The following is a 19,852-nucleotide window of genomic DNA, read 5'->3' on the forward strand; positions in this document are numbered from 1 at the left end:
GCCATGCTTTCTGTTCCCTTTCCCGTTATTACTGTATCCGCGCTGCTTTTCTTACTGGCACTGACGCTGTTTCCTAAAAAACAACGCCACGGCGGTACGCTACGTTTCCTGGTTGCCTGCATAGTCCTCCTGTCTGTAAGTACGCTGCGCTGGGAATATCATTCCGCCATGCTGAGGAATATCCAGTCGGGGCTGGCGCTGCTTTTGCCGCCTGTCGCCTGGCACAGCTTCATCTCAATGACTGAAATCAACAGGCAACGTCATTGGCTACTGCTGTTCGTCCCTGCTACCCTCGCCTTTTTTATCAGGATATTCTGGCCGGCAGCGACAGATTTTATCTTGTTTATGCTATTTGCCGGCTACGGATGCAGCTTGTTGCGTATGGCATGGCAGGGAGAGCATAACTTCACGCTGAGCCGACTGGGCGAGTCATCGCATACCACAAGGATGGCTTTTTTCGCCGGCTGCTTCCTGTGCCTATCCGCGCTGACAGATCTTGCGGTGTCATTTGACTTCAGCATCACCGGCGGCAAACAGGCTCCTGTTATGGTTGTTATTTTTCAGGTCATGCTGCTGCCGCTTATCGGGGCTGCCATTGTCAGTGCAAGAAGTACGGCGGCGCTATCCGGATCGGCTGCCCGGGAAGCAACGCCACCCGCACGCGCCGAGTTACCCGCGGGAGAACTGGCGGGACTATATCGCCTGCTGGAGAAACAGGTGCGTGAATCGCAAATCTACCTCAATCCCGATCTCACACTCAGTCTTCTGGCCAGGAAAACAGGGGTGCCCGCGCGGCAGCTTTCAGGTGCGGTAAATGCGATAAGTCAGTGCAACGTATCGCAGTGGATCAACGGTTTCAGGGTTGAACGGGCAAAGGAACTGCTGCTAAGCACCCCGATGCCCGTTACGGATATCATGCTGGAGTCAGGATTTATGACTAAATCTAATTTTAACCGCGAATTTCAGCGGGTTTCCGGCGTGTCTCCTACGGTGTTTCGCCAGCGGGCGCATGATAATCAAGCGACGCATTGAGAAATGCACTGATCTTACCCACCAGCGCCTGATGAATACCAGACCTGCTTGCTCCGCTACCGTCCCGGCAGACGATGCCATCGCCAGGGGATTCTTCATTGATAAGCGTTTCAGCGCCGGGCTTGCACAACGACATAAAACTGAAATGGGTAGCCCCATCAATGATGTCGAATTGTCTCCATTGCGGACGCATTGCGGCGGCAAGGTACCCTGATTCCTCTTCGGCTGGCAACGCCGCCAGCTGGTCCATCTGGGCCGCGAGGATCAGGACAGGCAGGCTAATATCATGCAGACTGCGGGGGGTAAACCCGGGGGCCAGTCCGAGATCGAGAGACACGACGGCTCTGATTCTTGCATCCCGGTGATCTGCAGATAATTTTTCCTGCGACAACGCTTCATCGATGCCCAGCTTGTCCGTTAACCGGCAGTCGCCCCGTTGTGGGTGTTGCCGGCAGTCGTGCAAAAACCGGGCAGGGTCAAAGCGTGCCCCCGCCAGCGACATGACGGTCCATCCTCCCAGGGAATGCCCCAACGCGGCAATCCGGTCTTTGTCCGTTGCCCCGAACAGTCCGGGAGAGTGAATGACTAGGTCGATAACCGCACTAAGATCGCGCGGACGCCGCCACAGCTGTTTAGCGTCTGCAGGATTCTGATTAAAGGTGGTGGTCCCCGGATGATCCGGGGCGGCGACAATATATCCCTGCGCCGCCATGGCCGCGGCAATCCAGGACAAATTCCGCCAGTTGCCATTGTAACCGTGTGAAATAACCAGGAGAGGGTGTGCGCCTGGCGCGGGCGGCGCATCGCGGATGACGGCAACGCCGATGAAAGCGGGATTATCCCCGGCCGATTCCGTTATTCCCGCGGAAGAAACCGGATACCACACCGCCACATTCAGCGCGTCCCCCTTCTGGTCCGACAACGGTAGCTGACGAAAGCCCGGGGCTGCTTGCACCTGTATACACAACAGCAAAGCAGACAATAAAAGAAACCCTCTGATGAACATCATTAATGACCCTGCGGTGATGAATTGTGCCGCAGTTATATTATGAAGTTCGGTATCAGGGCGCCCCGGAACACGATCGAGGTCGTGAATTCTGATTATTTTATTACCCTTTCCTAACGTCCGGCCATCGCCGGGCCTCCCTGCCCAGCCGGTGGTGAGTTAGGGTCTGGCATGCCAGTAACACTCTATGCCCAAATACTTGGTAAAGGCTTCATGCAGCACCGCCGCGGTGGCCGAATGGTTCATGGCCACATGGTGCTCGAAGCCCTGCTCGCAAATATGGCGCAGCAACGGTTCCATGGCCGGAATTTGTACCACCGCGCGACAGCCGACGGTATCAAGCGGATCGTTCACCACCGAGCCTTCACCGACGTAAGCCCGGACCTTACCGGTAAAATCATCCGACGACAGACGGAAATAGGTCAAGGGGCCGGCCTTCATGCGCCCATGCACCGCGCCGCAGGTATTTTCGCAGCCGACGGTGGTGCCGATAATGTCCGCCGTGCCCATGGCCGGGTTTTCCAGGCTTTCACTGGGGAAGTTGCCGCAGTGGAACAGCACGCATTTGTCCTGCTCATCGCCGAAGTTATTATTCCAGTCGGCGATGGAGGCGGGCGACAGCGAACAGCTGGCCAGCGCGTACATCGACAGCGCCCCCATCACGTCCACTTCGCAGGCGCTGGGCATCAACTGCCCCGACATGACGCTCATGATGGAGCACACGTTGATGCCGAGATTTTCCTGCAACGACGTCCAGCACTGGATGGCGGTGGTGTCGATATCATTCGCCTGCACCCATTCGCTTATCACCACGAACAGCTTCGCCATGGTATGCAGTTTTTCCGGGGGAATGGCCCCGGTATCCGCGTTGTCTTTTAACAGCGCCAGCTTTTCTCCCACCCGCAGGTCGTTATCGGCCAGGTTGCCGACGCGGGTAAAAATTTCGGATAAATCCAGCGTTTCCACCGAGACGTTCATGCGCTCCAGCAATTTTTCACTGTAGCGCACGGTGTTGAAGGCGGCGGGACGCGCGCCGATGGCGCCGATACGCACGCCTTTCATGGCGTGTACCAGCCGGCAAAGCTGGGTAAACTGACGCAGGTCCTGGGCAAACGCGTCGCCCGCCACGGTACAGACATGGCGTTGGGTCAGGGTAAACGGAATGCCGCACTGGCGCAGGTTGTTGCACAGCGAAATCTTGCCGCAGAAACTGTCGCGCCGGGTTGCCAGTCCCATTTTATCCAGACTGTCCTGCTCGGCCTGGATCAGCACCGGCACGGTCAGCCCCGACAGGCGAATCGCGTCCGCCACCGCTTTTTCGTCGCCGAAGTTGGGCAGCAGCACCACCACGCCGTGAATGTCGTCGCGTCGCTGGCGAAACAGCTGCGCGCAGGCCTTGGCGTCCTGCCAGGTTTCCACTCCGCCCAGTTTGCTTTGGGTTTCGTCCAGCCAGACGATATTGATGCCCAAGCGCTCGAATACCGCCGCCGCGTCGCGACGCGCCTCCGTCACCAGATAGCTGGGAAAAAATCCCCGATTGCCGACGATCACGGCCAGGGTCAGATTTTCAATTATTTTTGTCGACATTGCTTTACTCCAGATAGGGTTAGTCCGGCTGATAACGGGCGCGCGCGACGGCCGTTTGCCAGAGGATATAGTTCTCGCGCATCTCCGCGGTCTCGGCGCGCGGTTCGATGTATTCCACTTCACGGGGCAACGCCGCGATATGTTGGTTATCAGGCCACCAGCCCAGCGTCCTGCCCGCCAGATAGGCGGCGCCCAGCGCCGATACCTCGGCGTTCAGATTGCGGATCAGCCGGCGCTGCAATAAATCGGCCTGGAACTGCATCAGCCAGCGGTTTTGCGTGGCGCCGCCGTCCACCCGCAAGGCCGGCAGCCGTCTTCCGGCGGCCCGTTCCATGGCAAAAAACACATCGGCGACCTGATAGGCGATGGATTCCAGCCCGGCCCGCGCCAGGACGTCCGGCGTGGCGGCATCGGTCAGCCCGCAGATCAGGCCGCGCGCCCGGCTGTCCCAGTAGGGCGCGCCCAGGCCGGACAGCGCCGGGACAAAAAACACGCCCTGGTTGCCCGCCGGGCTTAAGGCCATCTCGGACAGCCGCGTCAGCGACGTCACGCCGAGCAGTTGCGCCACCCAGGAAAGCCCGGCGCCGGTGTGGGTAATATTGCCTTCGAGCGCATACCGGATTTCGCCGTCATGCCAGGCCACGGTGGCGCTTAACCCTTCCCCACCGGCGCCGACGGCGTCCACCGCCAGCATCAGGGATGAGCCGGTGCCATAGGTGGCCTTGACGTCGCCGGCCTGGTTGCCGCCCTGGCCATAGAGCGCGGCGTGGGAATCGCCGATCAGGGCAGCGACGGGAATGCCTTGCGCCAGTCCGGGTACCTGTCCGGCGCGGGTATGGCCGTGCACCGCCGCCGAAGGTTTAACCGCCGGCAGGCAGGCGGCGGGTATCGAAAAAATCGCCAGCAGCCTTTCATCCCAGCGGCGCTCGTGGATATTGAATAATTGGGTGCGGGAAGCGTTGGCGTAATCAGTGCTGAACGCCAGGCCGCCGGTCAGTTGCCAGTTCAGCCAGGCATCCACCGTGCCGACGCACAGTTCTCCGCGGGCGGCGCGTTCCACGCCTTGCGGCAACGCGGCCAGCATGCCGCGGATTTTCGCGGCGGGGAACAGCGGGTCGATGGGCAACCCTGTGAGCTGGTAAATCAGCGATGCGTGTTCGCTTGCGGCCAGCTCGCGGCAAAAATCCTGCGAGCGCCGGCACTGCCAGCTGACGACCGGCGTCAGGGGCTCGCCGGAGGCCCGCTCCCAAATCATCACCGACTCGCGCTGATTGCTGACGGCCACCGCGCTTACCAGCGCGTCGGGGACCTGCGCCAGGCAAGCGGCCACCGCCTGGCAGACCGCCTGCCAGATGGCAATGGGATCCTGTTCGGCCCAGCCCGGCCGGGGATGGTAAAGAACCAGGGGAACCGCCGCCTTAGCGAGGATCGCCCCCGCGCGATCGACGGCAATCGCCTTGGCGTTGGTGGTGCCCTCGTCAATGGCGAGGATGATGGGCGTCGTCATCGTCAGGCCCCCCGGCACACGCGCAGGGCGGTGCGCACCACGCCCGCGGCGTCAAAACCGTGATGGGCGCGCATCGCCGCCCGGTCCGCCGCGATGGCGTACTCGCCGTCGCCAATGCCCAGGCGCACCAGCGGAATGGCGCAGCCCGCCTCGGCCAGCACCTCTGCCACCAGGCTGCCGAGGCCGCCGTTGATATTGTGCTCTTCAAGCGTAATCACCCGTTGACTCTCTTTTAACAGCGCCAGGAGTTGGCGAGTATCGCACGGGCGAATCGAGGATACGTTGACGACCGCGGCAGAAATGCCCTGCTCCGCCAGCAGACCGGCGGCCTCCACCGCCTCGTGCACCGTCGAGCCCATGGCCACCAGCGCCACGTCGCCGCCGTGTTGCAGCATGTCGATTTGTCCCGGTTTAAAACGGTAACCGGCATCGTGCAGCGCGGGCAGCGCTTTGCCGTCAAGACGGATATAGACCGGCCCGACGTAAGACAGGGCATAATCGATAATCTGGCGGCATTCCTCAGGGGACGACGGCGCAAAGATCTGGATATTGCCGAAACCGCGCAGCACCGCGATATCATCGATACTATGATGGGTGCTGGCCAGCGGCCCATAGCTGGCGCCGGCGTTAAGCCCGAACAGCTTGACGTTGCAGTTGTTATAGCAGACATCGATTTTGACCTGCTCGTTGGCGCGGGAAATCAGGAACGGCGCGGCGTTGCAGGTCACGGCAATCTTGCCGCCGATGGACAGCCCCACCGCGGTGCCCACCATGGTTTGCTCGGCGATGCCGACGTTGACGATGCGATCCGGGAACCGCGCGATAAACGGGCCGATCTTGGCCGTGGAGGTGGAATCCGCCAGCACCGGCACCACGTCCATGCCATTGTCTACCGCCTTGATTAGCTGCTCCACCATCACGCTTGCCAAATGTTCTGCATTACTCATCTTTTAATTCCTCCAACGCCTGAGTGATTTCATCCCCTTTGAATACGCGGTGATGCCATTCGGCCCGTCCCTGCGTAAAAGAGATACCCGCGCCCTTTTCGGTATTGGCGATCACCACGTTAGGCTTGCCGTTGGCCGGCAGGTTTTCCAGCGTATCCACGACTGATTGCATATCGTTGCCGGCGCATTCGGTCACGTTCAGGCCGAAGGCCAGCCACTTGTCGGCCAGGGGATCGGTATTCATGATCGAGCACGTCAGGCCCGCCAGCTGCAGTTTGTTTTTATCGTTGATAATGACCAGGTTATCCAGGCCGTAATGGGCGGCCACCAGCGCCGCTTCCCAGTTGCTGCCCTCGGCCAGTTCGCCGTCGCCGGTCAGCGCGAACACTTTCCTGGCGCTATGGTCGCGTTTGGCCGCCAGGGCGATGCCCACGGCCACCGGCAGGCCGTGGCCGAGCGCGCCGGTATTGAGTTCGATGCCGGGCGTCTTATGGCGCACCGGGTGGCCGGGCAAATGGGAATTGGCATGCTGATAGGTCGGCAGCCAATCGATGGGGAAATAGCCGGCTTCGGCCAACGTGCAGTAATAACCGCCAACGCCGTGGCCCTTTGACTGGATATAGATATCCCGCGCGGGATCGTCCAGCCTGTCGGGCGCGCAGTTCAGCACGCGGAAATAAAGCGCCGTCAGGATTTCCACCTCGGAGAGGTCGGCGCCGGTATGGCCGCCGGCCGGGCTTCCGGCGTTCAACGCTACGATGCGGCGGCGAATCTGACGCGCCTTCTTGACCAGTTCATCGACTGATAATGAATAAGGGTTCATCACGTTACCTCTCTTTCGCTTAAAGCGAATTTTTACGCATAAAAGAATATTTATTCGAATAAGCCAAAAAAAACGCTACCCGCCGCGATGCGGGCGTAGCGTTATTCAGGCGCGCCCTCTTTAATGATTTTTTGCGAGACAATGGCCGCCTTGCGCTGCATGCGGTTTTGCATCTGATCGATAATCACCGCCACGATAATGACCATGCCCTTGATGACCATTTGCCAGAATTCACTGACGCCCATCATCACCAGGCCGTCCGCCAGGATGCCGATGACAAAGGCGCCGATCAGGGTGCCCACGATGGTGCCGCGCCCGCCGGCCAGGGATGTGCCGCCCAGGACCACCGCCGCGATGGCGTTCATTTCAAACGCGGTGCCGGTGGCGGGATGGCTGGCCACCAGCTGCGAGGACACCACGATCCCCGCCACGGCGGCGCACAGCCCCGAGATGGTGTACACCCAGACCTTGACCTGCTTGACCTTGATGCCGGACAGCTCGGCGGCGCGCTCGTTATCGCCGATGGCGTACACATGGCGGCCGAACGGCAGTCGGCGGGCGATATAGGCAATCGCCAGCGCCAGCACAAACATCATCCAGATGCTGTAGGGCACGCCGAACAGCGTTCCTGCGCCGATAAGATCAAATCCGGTGTTGCCCAGGCGCGGGTTGCCGTCAAGTCCCGGAAAGGTTTCGCCGTTGGAGAGCAGCATCGCCGCGCCGCGCACGATGTACATGGTGCCCAGGGTGCAGATAAAGGGCGCGACGTTATAGCGGGTGATAATCCAGCCGTTAATGGCGCCGATAAGGCCCCCCAGGAGCAGTACCGCCGGGACGATCACCCAGACGCTGGGAAATATGGCGATGCCGAACATCGGCAATACGATGCCCTGGGTCAGCATCCAGCCGGCGAACATGCCGCACAGGCCGAGGGTGGCGCCGATGGACAGATCAATGCCGGCGGTGATGATGACAAACGTGATGCCGAGCGCCAAAAAGGCGTTAATCGAGATGTGTTTCATCATGATGATGATGCTGCCGGTCTCGAGAAATCCGGGCACCGTGGTGGTAAAAAACCCCAGGATCAGGAATAACGCGATAAAAGTGCGCAATTTAAGCAGCAGCAGCAGCATATTTTCGCGCGAGCGAAAACGCCGGGTGCCCGTCAGGGGCGCTAATGTCGCGGTGTTGGTTGCTTTCATATCAAAACCCTTTTGCACTCGCCGAGACCAATGCCGATTCCTGGGCCGATTGACGCTCGACATTGGCCGTCAATTTACCGTTCGACATCACCAGAATACGGTCGGAGACCGCCATGATTTCTTTCAAATCCGAGGTGGAGAACAAAATGCCGATGCCCTTCTCCGACAACGCCACCATCATCTCGAACACATCCGCCTTGGCGCCCACGTCGATGCCGCGGGTGGGTTCGTCCAGCAGCAGCAGTTTCGGGTTGGTCAAAAGCGAGCGTCCGATCACCACCTTTTGCTGATTGCCGCCGCTCAGCGCCTGGATCTCCACATCCGGCGACGAGACCTTGATTGACAGATTGCCGATGGTGGTGGCCACCGCCTGCTGCTCCTGCTGGCGCATGATGCTGAAACCGTGCTGCAAGCGGCGCCACAGGCTGGCAATGGTCAGGTTGACCGCGACGCTCGAGGCCGGGAAAATGCCGGTTTTTTTGCGATCTTCCGGCACCAGGCTCATGCCGAGCTTGATACGGTTGGCGGTGGGCATACGCGTCGACACCGGCAAATCCCCCAGCCAGATTTTGCCCAGATAGTTTTTTTCCGTGCCGAGCAGGCATTCAAACAGCTCGGTGCGGCCGGCGCCCATCAGACCGTAAATGCCGACGATTTCGCCGGCGCGCACGCTAAAGGACACGTCGTTGACCACGGGATGCCCGGCATCGTTAACGCTGGTAATATGATCGACCTGCAACACCGGCAGGCCAAAAATGCGGCCCGGCTTGAGAAATGTTGTGACAGGGTCACCTCCCAGCATTTCCCGCACGATCCAGGGCACGTCGATTTCGCTGACCCGCGCCTCGGCCTGGAAACGCCCGTCGCGCAGAATGGTGATGTAATCGCCGATGGTCATCAGCTCTTCCAGGCGGTGGGAGATATAGATAATCGTCACCCCCTGGCGCGTCAGCTCGCGGATCACCCGGAACAGCACGTTGACTTCGGTTTTGCTTAACGCCGAAGTGGGTTCGTCAAGGATCAGAATATCCGCCTGTTCCGCCAGCGCCTTGGCAATCTCCACCATTTGCTGCTGGCCGACCTTCAGGTTGGCCACCAGTTCGCGCGGCGAGATCGGTTGATCTAGCCGATTCATCAGCTCGGCGGCAATGCGCTCCTGCCCGGCCTGATCGATGGGCCATAATCCCTTCTGATGCTCGCGTCCGAGAAAAATATTCTCCGCCACGTTCAGGTTTTCCGAGAGGTTCAGCTCCTGATGCACCATGCCGATCCCCTTGGCCGCCGCGTCCCGGGTATTACCGAAGCTTACCGGCTCGCCGTTAAGCAGCATCTGGCCGGAGGTAGGCTGCTGCACGCCGGCCAGTACGTTCATCAGGGTTGATTTACCGGCGCCGTTTTCGCCGATAATCACATTCACCTTGCCGCGATAGACGTTGTAGTCCACGTTATCCAGCGCCAGCGTGCCGGGATAAAGCATGGTGATGCCCTTGGCGCGCAGGATAATGTCCGGTGTCTCGCTCATTGTGCCGTCCCCCGTTTAAGCTCCAGCGCCACGGCGTCATCAATACTGTCCGCGCGCAGTGTCACCGCCGCCAGCACGTCCACCTGCTGCCCCACCCAGCCGCCATCCACCGCCGGCAGGCCGCTTAACGCCTGCTTATTGAGCGCCTTGGCCACCTGGGCAAACTGCACCTGGTTTTTAAAATCCTCAAAACGAAGAAAACCGGCGGCATCGCGCACGGCGTTGCCCCTGATAATCGGTCCCAACTGCAGGGTAACCGGCTCGTTGTTAACGCTAAGCGTCAGCTTGCGTTCCAGGCCGTCGGCATCCACCGCGGTCACCTTGCCGCTGAACCGGGTATAGACGCTCTTGCCGTCGACGCCCTTCACCTGCCCCTGGGCCTGCTTGAGCGCCGTCCAGTCAAGTGCCTGGGCGTGCGCGGCCGGCAGCACCTTCGGCGCCCAGAAGGCCTGCGCGATTTGCGCCGGCGTCTGGTTGGAATAATCCGGCCCGGCCGACGGATCGGCGGGGATAACAGGTTTGCCGTTACTGTCCAGACCGACCACGTCACAGGCCGTCAGCAGCAGCAGGATCACACATCCTATTCCCGTCTTGCGTAATGCGTTGAGCTGCATGTCGTCTCCCAATCAAGGGGCCGTCCGGCCCCTTGCCACAGGTGATTAGTTTTTCAGGCTAAAGGTCTTCAGGTTTTTGGCGTTGGTCTCGTCGATCAGCACGCAATCCATCAGTTGCTTCTCTTCTTTACCGGCTTTGCCGGTCTTCAGGTACACATCCGCCTGTTCCACCGCCATTTCGGCCTGCGCCGCGGCCGGCTGCAGCACCGTGGCCTTGATATTGCCCTTGGCGATTATCGAGTCGCGTACATAATCGCTGCCGTCAAAACCCACCAGGATCACGTCCTTGCGCCCGGCGGCCTTCAGCGCGGCTTCGGCGCCCAATGCCATGGTATCGTTGCCGGAGATCACGCCGGTAATATCCGGATTGGCCTGCAAAATGGATTCCATCCGGCTGAAAGCCTCGGTCTGGCTCCAGTTGGCGGTTTGCTGCGCCACCATCTTCAGCCCGGTATATTCGTCAATCACATCGTGGTAGCCCTGCGAACGCACGTGGGCATTGGTATCGGATTCCTTGCCCAGCAGTTCCACATACTTGCCTTTGCCGTTCATCAGCTTGACGAACTTCTCCGCGCCCAGCTGCGCGCCCTGGTAGTTATTGGACACGATCTGCGCCACCGCCACGCCGGTGGCATTGATTTCACGATCGATCAGGAAGGCGGGAATACCGGCCGCCTTGGCCTTTTTCAACGGCCCGATAGTGGCGTCGGACCCGGCGTTATCCAGCACGATTGCCTTGGCCTTACGGGCGATGGCGGTTTCAATCAGCTGGTTCTGCTTGCTGACGTCATCGTCATGGGACGCCACCAGCGTGGTATATCCCAGCTCGGTGGCCTTGGCCGAGGCGGCATCGGCTTCCGCCTTGAAGAACGGGTTATCATGGGACGGGGTAATGATGGCAATCAGGCCTTTATCCGCGGCGAAGGACGCCATGGATAATGACAAGAGGACGGCGGCAACGCAGGGTTTCAGTAGGAAGGTGTTCATTGTTGTTCTCCTGGATGAATACACGTGAATATATATTCACTTTTGATTTTATATTCAACTGGAGTGTGGCAAGTCCCCGCGATAATGTCCATTACGATTGTTGGGAATAGCGAGTGCTGTCACAAAAAGCAACAAGATGATTACATCGGATGCGGGGAAATGAAAACATGCCGCTGGGGTCGAATCGGGCGTGGTTCCCCCGCCCGCCCGCGACCTCGTGGCGCGCCAGGCTGGCCGGCACGGGACGGCATGCGATGAGGCTTATGTTTTTCCCGGTAGGGGTGCGTTTGCGAGAACGCGCCGCTGGGGCGGAAGCCGGCTACGCGCGGGATTTAATATCCCGCGCCTCGTCGATTTTCGGCGTCAGCGGGCCAATCCAGCGCTGCACCAGCCAGCAGGCTAGCGTTATCATCAGCCAGCTCAGCACGGTTCCCATGACCAAATCCCGCGGCCAATGCATCCCCAGGATCAGCCGGCTGCACATGACCGCCACCGCCCAGATCATGATAATCGCCACCGAGGCGAAATGCCGGCGCGGCCACAGCAGCCCCAGCGCCAGCAGCGCCCAGCTGGCGGCGAAAATCGTATGCCCGGAAGGGAAGGCAAAACCGGTATCATGCTGCCAGTGCTTACGCAGCCACGGCGGGATCTGCTCCTCGTTCTGCAGCTCCTTTTTCACCCATTGCGCGCGCGCTTTAGGCGGGAGCGAATAAAACGCCCGATCGTCGATGGCGAAGGCGTTCTCCAGCCACAGCACATAGGGCCGCGGCTCCTGCACCCGCTCCTTGATAACCGTTTTCAGGCCCTGGCCCGCTAAAATCGTCACGCCCAGGATACAGGCCAGTGCGAGGGCGGGCTTTAAGCGAAAGCGCAGGCACCAGAGAAACCAGCCCAGCAGCAGCGCGCTGGTAACCATGCCCCACGGCGCGCTGACGGTTTGGGTTATCCAGAACATACCCCGCCACCAGCCGGCCTCATCGCCGGGATGCCACTGCCAGCCACTGACCCAGACCAAAAGTGGTATTATCATAAGTATTACCGCGCCCAGGCCGGTGCGTTTCGCTATTTCAAACATAAAGATAATTTTCCGTTAAATGTCTTACCGCTGAACAGTTTAACGTCAGGGCGGCGGCAATTTTCCTAATAAGAACGATCGGTCGGTAAGCAATTGTGACAATCTAATGACTATTTTGCCAGCAAACAGGATTTTCAACCGTCAGTTTTCGGTAAATTTATGGCAAAATGCACTATTAATGAATCTTCGCGCACTCGACCGCACCATGCTTGGTCAGACGGCATCATCGAGAGTGAGATGAGCGACGATAAAGAAGTTTTGGAGAGCAACATGCAGCTTAAACGTGTGGCAGAAGCCAAACTGCCGACACCCTGGGGCGATTTCCTGATGGTGGGATTCGAGGAATTAGCGACCGGACACGATCACCTGGCATTGGTTTTCGGTGATATTACCGGCGTGGAACCGGTGCTGGCGCGGGTGCACTCCGAGTGCCTCACCGGCGACGCCTTGTTTAGCCTGCGCTGCGACTGCGGCTTTCAGCTTGAGGCCGCGTTAACCCACATTGCCGAGGAAGGCCGCGGCATTTTGCTCTATCACCGCCAGGAAGGCCGTAACATCGGCTTACTGAATAAAATACGCGCCTATGCGCTCCAGGATAAAGGCGCCGATACCGTTGAGGCCAATCACCAGTTGGGCTTTGCCGCCGACGAGCGGGATTTCACCCTGTGCGCCGATATGTTCAAACTGCTGGGCGTGGAATCGGTACGTTTGCTGACCAACAATCCGCAAAAGGTGGAAATCCTTACGGAGGCGGGCATTAACATTACCGAGCGCGTGCCGCTTATCGTCGGGCGCAACCCGGAAAATGAACGCTACCTGAACACCAAAGCGACCAAAATGGGTCATTTGCTGGATATTAAATAACGCCCCGCGGATGATGGGGCCGCGCCATCCGGCGCGCCCCTGGAGCCTGATTATGAGATCGGCCACCCGAATCCGGGCCCATGATTAAGGTATATTACTCTCTTTAAATACAGGGTTATAAACCATGAAGTTCAGTACCATGAACGACAGCGAAATCATTGCCGATCTCTGCTGCCGGATTAAGGATGCGCGCATTGAGCAGCGCCTGTCGCAAATTGATCTGGCGGAGCGTTCCGGGTTGGGCATCGCCACCATTAAGCGCGCCGAAATGGGCGGTTCGGTCACGCTCAGCACGCTTATCTGCATTCTGCGCGGCCTCAATCGCCTGCATCAGCTGGAAGGGGTGCTGTTCGACACCGAAGTGCGCGCCTTTAACGCCCAGGTCAGCGGCGAAAAAGCGAACACGCCGCTGCGGATCCGCAAAAAAGCCGCAACCGTGGATGAGGCGGACAAACCCCTGGTGGAAAAAAGCGCGGATGCCTCTGCCGTCGACTGGTATATCTCCGCCGCCGAAAACAATATCCTGTGGTGAACCCCGGCCCTCCCGGCGGCGGGAGCACCTATCGCGGCGGTCATCGCCGCCTTCCCCGGCCCTGAGGCCGCAATGCCCGTGGCGGACCCGGACGCGGCCATCCTTGCCGCCGGGTTCAGCTGATTTCATGCCCCGCGCTATTCACATAACACAACCTTGATCGCCAGTCCGCCGCGCGATGTTTCGCGGTATTTGGCGTTCATGTCCTTGCCGGTTTCATACATGGTCTCGATAACCTTATCCAGCGACACGCGCGGTTCCGTGGTGCGCCGCACCGCCATGCGCGCGGCGTTAATCGCCTTCATCGCCACAATGGCGTTACGCTCGATACAGGGTACCTGCACCTGGCCCGCCACCGGATCGCACGTCAGGCCGAGGTTATGCTCCATGCCGATTTCCGCCGCGATGCACACCTGTTCCGGACTGCCGCCCAGCAGCTCCGCCAGCCCCGCCGCCGCCATCGAGCAGGCCACCCCGATTTCACCCTGGCACCCTACTTCGGCGCCGGAAATGGACGCGTTCATTTTATACAGCGCGCCGACCACGCCGGAGGCCAGGAAATAGCGCAGGTACGCCTCCGGGGTCACCGGCTGGATAAAATGATCATAATAGGCCAGCACCGCTGGGATAATGCCGCAGGCGCCATTGGTCGGCGCGGTAACCACCCGCCCGCCGGCGGCGTTTTCCTCGGCCACCGCCATGGCGAACATATTGACCCAGTCCATGGCGTTCATCGGATCGCTGGAGAAACGATCATTGGTAAACAGCAGCCGGTGCAGGCTGGAGGCGCGGCGCGGCACCCGGATCGGCCCCGGCAGCACGCCCTCGGTATTCATGCCGCGCTGCATGGCGTTTTGCATGGTGAGCCATACCGCGCCGAAATAGTGTTCGATCTCCTCCCGGGTATGTAGGGCCAGTTCGTTCTTCATCACCACCGCCGAGAGCGACAGGCAATTATCGCGACAGTGGCGCAACAGGTTCTGCGCCGAAAAGAAAGGAAACGGCACCGCCTGCTCGGATGGGATCTTTTTGCCGAAGTTTTCCCGATCGACCACAAACCCGCCGCCGATGGAATAATAGGTTTTGCTGTAAACCAGCGCATTTTGCCGGTAGGCATTGAACATCATGCCGTTTTCATGCAACGGCAGGTTCTCATCGCGAAACACAATGGCCGAGGCCACGGCAAAATCCACTTCGTGGCCGTCCGCCAGGGGCAGCCGCCCACGCTGCCGCACTTGCTGGATAAACTGCGGGATGGCATCCACGTCAACCGTATCGGGCGCCTTGCCGGCCAGGCCCATGATGATGGCGATATCAGTATGATGTCCCCGGCCGGTTAATGACAGGGAACCATAGACGTCCGCGCCGAGGCGGTCGATCGAGGAAAGCAGCCCCTGCGCCTGCAAATCATCGGTAAACATTTTCCCGGCTTTCATCGGGCCGACGGTGTGCGAACTGGAAGGACCGATGCCTATCTTGAAAATATCAAAAATGCTAACCATAACCCTGTCCTTATTATGCGGCGCCGAAGGTTTTCCATCGACATCCTCGGCGCGAAAAGCGGACCGGGCCCGAAGGACCCGGCTTGGCCATCAGCCCATCAGGCTATAGATAATCGCCGACATGGCGATCAGGCCCATAAACACCACAAATACGTTGCTGAAGTGGCCGCTGTATTTTTTCATCGCCGGTACTTTCTGGATGGCGTACATCGGCATCAAGAACAACAGCATGGCGATAACCGGACCGCCAAGGGTTTCAATCATGCCGAGGATGCTGGGGTTAAGCGTCGCCACCAGCCAGGTGGTCAGCAGCATAAAGATGCCGGTGATGCGGTTAAGCTTTTCTTCGGAGGCGGTTTTGCCACGGCTGCGTAATGCTTTGATCATCATGCCGTTGAAGCCTTCGCGGGCGCCGAGGTAGTGGCCAAGAAAGGATTTGCTGATAGCGACCGTGGCGATAATCGGCGCCATCCATGCAATCAGCGGGTTGTTAAAATGATTGGCCAGGTAGGACAGGATGGAAATATTCTGCGCCTTGGCTTCCATCAGATCGGCGGTGGACAGGCTGAGCGCGCAGCTAAACACAAAAAACATCACCGTTACTACCATCATCACATGGCTGCAGGCCAGGATGCGGGAACATTTTTTCTCCGCGCCCACGCCATATTCCTGACGCTTGGCTACCGCAAACGAGGAGATAATCGGCGAATGGTTAAACGAGAAGACCATGACCGGGATCGCCAGCCATAGCGTGGTCATCAGACCATGGCCGGTGGCGGCGCCGGCAACGAACGCGTTATCGAATATGGCGGCGCTCCAGTTGGGAATAAGATAAAGCGCCAGCAACATCAATGCCGCGACAAAAGGGAAAACCAGGATACTCATCGCTTTGACGATCATGTCTTTGCCGAAGCGCACAATGGTCATCAGCCCGACAATTAATATCAGCGATAATATCGCCCGCGGCGGCGCCACCAAATGGAGCTGGTGGGTAATAAAGCTGTTAACGGTATTGGTGATGGCGACGCCATACACCAGACAAATAGGATATATTGCAAAAAAATACAGCAAGGTGATTAATTTACCCGCACCCACGCCAAAATGTTCTTCAACAACTTCAGTTATATCCTCGCCGCCATTTTTACCTGATAATACAAAGCGGCATAATCCGCGATGGGCATAAAAGGTCATGGGAAAGGCGAGAATCGCCATAATAATGAGCGGCAACAGCCCGCCGATGCCCGCATTAATAGGTAAAAACAGCACGCCCGCGCCGATGGCCGTGCCGTACAGGCCCAACATCCACATGGTGTCGCTTCTGCGCCAGCTGGAGGCGGAGGACGCCTCCAGCACCGATGCGCTTTCCGTGATGCTATTCATTATAGTGTTCTCCTCAGGGAACGATGAAATAAAAATGCCGCGAATATGTTAAAGATATTGCGCTAAGGTTAAAAATAACCACTCATGAAAATAGATTTTTATTTTCATTCGCAGGCGCTATCTTTCAGTGGCGGCATTCTATATCAAATGGAATTAATAATAACCCTGTAGGGATCACAAAATTGCAGGTATTAATTGAGAGGATAAAAAACGGTATTTAAATTAAAATGTCAATATTAATACTTTATCACCGGCGCGCTGTAAGGGTGCTAATTTGATACTTTATATGCCAACATAATAACAGAATAACCTTGTCAGGCCAATAAATAAAATAATTAAGTCTGGCGAGAAAAATAAATATGCCGGGGAAATAATATACCCGGCATCGCCAATGTCACGCAGATTCTGTCGTTTATTCGCATCGCGTCCTGTCCAGCGCGCTTCCCGCCGCCCTGGCGAGTGGCGGGAAGCGCCGGGAGATTACAACATTTTGCGGATCACGTAGTTTAAAATGCCGTCATGGCGGAAGTAGGTCAGCTCATTGCCGGTATCGATGCGGCAACGTGCCGGCACCACTTCAATACGTCCGTCGGCATAGGTAATGCGCACCGGTACCGTTTGGCCCGGCGCGAGTTCGTCCAGTCCGCTGATGCTGATGCTTTCGTCGCCGGTCAGGCCCAGCGTTTTCCGGGTAACCCCCGCCGGGAATTCAAGCGGTAAAATGCCCATGCCGATCAGGTTGGAGCGGTGGATACGCTCGAACGACTCGGCAAGCACCACCCGTATACCCAACAGCCGGGGCCCCTTGGCGGCCCAGTCGCGGCTGGAGCCGGAGCCGTACTCTTTCCCGGCGATAATCGCCAGCGGCACCTGTTCCTGCTGGTAACGCATGGCGGCATCGTAAATCGCCAGCTCCTCGCCTGACGGGATATGGCGGGTAATCCCCCCTTCTACGCCCGGCACCATCTCATTGCGGATGCGGATATTGGCGAAGGTGCCGCGCGCCATCACTTCGTAATTACCGCGCCGGGAGCCGTAGGAATTAAAGTTACCGGCTTCGACGCCGTTCTCGCGCAGGTACAGGCCGGCCGGGCTGTCCACCTTGATATTGCCCGCGGGCGATATATGATCGGTGGTCACGGAATCGCCCAGCATGGCCAAGATTCTGGCATGGGTGATATTTTCCACGGGCTTCGGCTGATGCTGCATATCGTCAAAAAACGGCGTCAGGCGGATATAGGTGGAATCCGGCTGCCAGTCGTAGGTCGGCGTGCGGTTGACCTCAATATTTTGCCATTGCGCGTTGCCGTTAAAGACCGCGCTGTATTCCTTGTGGAACATGGCGCTGTTGACCAGCGCTACCGCATCGGCGATTTCCGCCGAGCTGGGCCAGATATCCTTGAGATATACCGGTTGTCCCTGCGGGTCGGTGCCGAGCGGATCTTCGCTCAGGTTCACCTGCATGTTGCCGGCCAGGGCATAGGCCACCACCAGCGGCGGTGAAGCCAGCCAGTTGGTTTTCACCAGCGGATGGATGCGCCCCTCGAAGTTGCGGTTGCCGGAAAGCACCGCTCCCACCGTCAGGTCGCCGGATTTAATCGCCGCCTCGATGGATTCCTTTAACGGACCGGAATTACCGATACAGGTGGTGCAGCCGTAGCCCACCAGGTTGAAGCCCAGGCGATCCAGATAAGGCGTCAGGCCGGCGGCGGCGAGGTAATCGGTCACCACTTTGGAACCGGGGGCCAGGGACGTCTTGACCCAGGGCTTGGTCCGCAATCCCTTGTTGACCGCGTTGCGGGCCAGCAGGCCGGCGGCCATCAGGATATTGGCGTTGGACGTATTGGTACAGGAGGTAATGGCGGCAATCACCACCGCGCCCTGGTGCAGTTCATGCTGTTGTCCATCCAGTTCAAAGGTCTGGAAATCAGGATGGTGGGTGCGCCGGGTAAAATCCAGTTCGTCGCTGGCGCGAAACGCGGCGGGCACGCCCGGCAGCGCCACCCGGTCCTGCGGACGCTTCGGTCCGGCAAGGCTTGCCACTACGCTTCCCATATCAAGCGTCAGGGTGCTGGTAAAGCGGGGTTCGTCGCCGTGGTGGCGCCATAATCCCTGCTGCTTGCTGTAGGCTTCCACCAGGGCGATTTGCTCCTCGGAGCGGCCGGTCAGGCGCAGGTAATCCAGGGTAATGGCATCCACAGGGAAGAAACCGCAGGTGGCGCCGTATTCCGGCGCCATGTTGGCGATGGTGGCCCGGTCCGCCAGCGGCAGTACGTCCAGTCCGTCGCCGTAGAATTCGACGAATTTGCCCACCACGCCGTGTTTGCGCAGCATTTGGGTGACGGTAAGCACCAGGTCGGTGGCGGTGATGCCTTCATTGAGTTTGCCGATAAGTTTAAACCCGACCACATCGGGGATCAGCATCGAGACCGGCTGGCCCAGCATGGCCGCCTCCGCCTCAATGCCGCCTACGCCCCAGCCCAGCACGCCCAGGCCGTTGACCATGGTGGTGTGCGAGTCGGTGCCGACCAGGGTGTCGGGAAACGCCACCGCCTCGCCATCCTGCTCTTCATGCCAGACGGTGAGCGCCAAATATTCCAGGTTGACCTGGTGGCAGATGCCGTTTTCAGGCGGCACCACGCGAAAACGGCTGAACGCCTGTTGTCCCCAGCGCAGGAATTTATAGCGCTCGAGGTTGCGTTCCATTTCCAATTGGTTATTTTCGGCAAAGGCGCGATCGTCGCCATAGCTGTCGACGGTGACCGAGTGGTCGATAACCAGATCCACCGGCGAGAGCGGATTGACCTTATCGACGTCGCCGCCAAGGCGCTTTACCGCTTCGCGCATCGCCGCGAGGTCTACCACCGCCGGAACGCCGGTAAAATCCTGCATCAGCACCCGCGCCGGACGGTAGGCGATTTCACCGTCCGCGTGCGCGTGCTCAAGCCAGCCCGCCAGGGCGCGCAGATCCGCTTCGGTGACGATGTCGTCATCCTGGTTGCGCAGCAGGTTTTCCAGCAGGACCTTCATGGATTTGGGCAGCCGGTCGAGGTTGCCCAGCTGTTGGGCGGCGCGCGGCAGGCTGTAATAGCGGTAGGTTTTATCACGTATGACCAGTTGATCCTTACTGGCTTCTCGAATCGTTGTCGACATAGCTCTCCTCCAGACTTTTACTTCATTATAGTCATAACCCTATCCAGGTTGAGGCATTGCAGTAAACAATTTACAAGAATTACGCAACTTTTTCATAACATAAAGTGTGTTCACCGATG

Annotated in this window: 16 protein-coding genes; 3 read left to right on the forward strand and 13 right to left on the reverse strand. The window is 58.8% G+C overall.

Annotated features, from left to right (window positions below; translation table 11 throughout):
• The first annotated feature begins 3 nt into the window (after nt 1-3).
• The gene (locus ACL2XM_RS09970) at nt 4-1,032 is read left to right on the forward strand and encodes a helix-turn-helix domain-containing protein (protein WP_413732831.1); all 1,029 of its coding nucleotides are present in this window, start codon (nt 4-6) and stop codon (nt 1,030-1,032) included.
• Here the strand turns inward: ACL2XM_RS09970 and ACL2XM_RS09975 are convergent.
• From ACL2XM_RS09975 to pgpB, 10 genes are all read right to left on the reverse strand, one after another.
• Nucleotides 986-2,038: an alpha/beta hydrolase family protein gene (locus tag ACL2XM_RS09975; protein ID WP_413728799.1), complete on the reverse strand. Its 1,053-nt coding sequence runs from the start codon at nt 2,036-2,038 to the stop codon at nt 986-988. The two genes, ACL2XM_RS09970 and ACL2XM_RS09975, sit on opposite strands and share 47 nt — an antisense overlap.
• A 159-nt stretch (nt 2,039-2,197) precedes the next feature.
• Nucleotides 2,198-3,625, reverse strand: a complete 1,428-nt coding sequence (locus ACL2XM_RS09980) for an L-fucose/L-arabinose isomerase family protein (RefSeq protein WP_410015205.1) — start codon at nt 3,623-3,625, stop codon at nt 2,198-2,200.
• A 19-nt stretch (nt 3,626-3,644) separates the two neighbouring features.
• Nucleotides 3,645-5,132, reverse strand: coding sequence for an FGGY family carbohydrate kinase (locus ACL2XM_RS09985; protein WP_413732833.1), 1,488 nt, complete (start codon nt 5,130-5,132; stop codon nt 3,645-3,647).
• Nucleotides 5,133-5,134: 2 nt separating this feature from the next.
• A complete protein-coding gene (locus ACL2XM_RS09990; protein ID WP_410015207.1) occupies nt 5,135-6,079 on the reverse strand; it encodes a transketolase family protein in 945 nt (314 codons plus the stop codon).
• Nucleotides 6,072-6,902 (reverse strand): transketolase, encoded by an 831-nt coding sequence (locus ACL2XM_RS09995; RefSeq protein ID WP_410015208.1) that lies wholly within the window; start codon nt 6,900-6,902, stop codon nt 6,072-6,074. Before ACL2XM_RS09995 ends, ACL2XM_RS09990 begins: the two co-directional genes overlap by 8 nt.
• A 101-nt stretch (nt 6,903-7,003) precedes the next feature.
• The gene (locus ACL2XM_RS10000; RefSeq protein WP_410015209.1) at nt 7,004-8,104 is read right to left on the reverse strand and encodes an ABC transporter permease; all 1,101 of its coding nucleotides are present in this window, start codon (nt 8,102-8,104) and stop codon (nt 7,004-7,006) included.
• A 1-nt stretch (nt 8,105) separates the two neighbouring features.
• Complete coding sequence (locus tag ACL2XM_RS10005; protein WP_413732835.1) at nt 8,106-9,626, reverse strand: sugar ABC transporter ATP-binding protein; 1,521 nt, start codon at nt 9,624-9,626, stop codon at nt 8,106-8,108.
• Complete coding sequence (locus ACL2XM_RS10010) at nt 9,623-10,240, reverse strand: DUF2291 family protein (protein ID WP_410015211.1); 618 nt, start codon at nt 10,238-10,240, stop codon at nt 9,623-9,625. The genes ACL2XM_RS10005 and ACL2XM_RS10010 overlap by 4 nt, the downstream gene beginning before the upstream one ends.
• 45 nt (nt 10,241-10,285) lie before the next feature.
• Nucleotides 10,286-11,227: a D-ribose ABC transporter substrate-binding protein gene (locus ACL2XM_RS10015; RefSeq protein ID WP_410015212.1), complete on the reverse strand. Its 942-nt coding sequence runs from the start codon at nt 11,225-11,227 to the stop codon at nt 10,286-10,288.
• A gap of 319 nt (nt 11,228-11,546) precedes the next feature.
• Nucleotides 11,547-12,302 (reverse strand): phosphatidylglycerophosphatase B, encoded by a 756-nt coding sequence (pgpB, locus tag ACL2XM_RS10020; RefSeq protein WP_413732836.1) that lies wholly within the window; start codon nt 12,300-12,302, stop codon nt 11,547-11,549.
• A 270-nt stretch (nt 12,303-12,572) separates the two neighbouring features.
• On the opposite strand from pgpB, the gene ribA reads away from it, so the two are divergent.
• Nucleotides 12,573-13,166 carry a GTP cyclohydrolase II gene (gene ribA, locus ACL2XM_RS10025; protein WP_410015214.1) on the forward strand — a complete coding sequence of 198 codons (594 nt, stop codon included), beginning with the start codon at nt 12,573-12,575 and terminating at the stop codon, nt 13,164-13,166.
• Between the two features lie 124 nt (nt 13,167-13,290).
• Nucleotides 13,291-13,698, forward strand: coding sequence for a helix-turn-helix domain-containing protein (locus ACL2XM_RS10030; protein WP_410015215.1), 408 nt, complete (start codon nt 13,291-13,293; stop codon nt 13,696-13,698).
• 137 nt (nt 13,699-13,835) lie between these two features.
• Here the strand turns inward: ACL2XM_RS10030 and ACL2XM_RS10035 are convergent, their stop codons facing one another.
• The 3 genes from ACL2XM_RS10035 to acnA all read right to left on the reverse strand — a co-directional run bounded on the left by ACL2XM_RS10035 (nt 13,836) and on the right by acnA (nt 19,733).
• Nucleotides 13,836-15,200, reverse strand: a complete 1,365-nt coding sequence (locus ACL2XM_RS10035) for an L-serine ammonia-lyase (protein WP_410015216.1) — start codon at nt 15,198-15,200, stop codon at nt 13,836-13,838.
• A 90-nt stretch (nt 15,201-15,290) separates the two neighbouring features.
• Nucleotides 15,291-16,580 (reverse strand): HAAAP family serine/threonine permease, encoded by a 1,290-nt coding sequence (locus ACL2XM_RS10040; protein WP_410015217.1) that lies wholly within the window; start codon nt 16,578-16,580, stop codon nt 15,291-15,293.
• 480 nt (nt 16,581-17,060) lie between these two features.
• The gene (gene acnA / locus ACL2XM_RS10045; protein WP_410015218.1) at nt 17,061-19,733 is read right to left on the reverse strand and encodes an aconitate hydratase AcnA; all 2,673 of its coding nucleotides are present in this window, start codon (nt 19,731-19,733) and stop codon (nt 17,061-17,063) included.
• Nucleotides 19,734-19,852: the final 119 nt, after the last annotated feature.

Source organism: Sodalis sp. RH20 (genome assembly GCF_047324205.1).
In the GTDB taxonomy this organism is placed as follows: domain Bacteria; phylum Pseudomonadota; class Gammaproteobacteria; order Enterobacterales; family Enterobacteriaceae; genus Acerihabitans.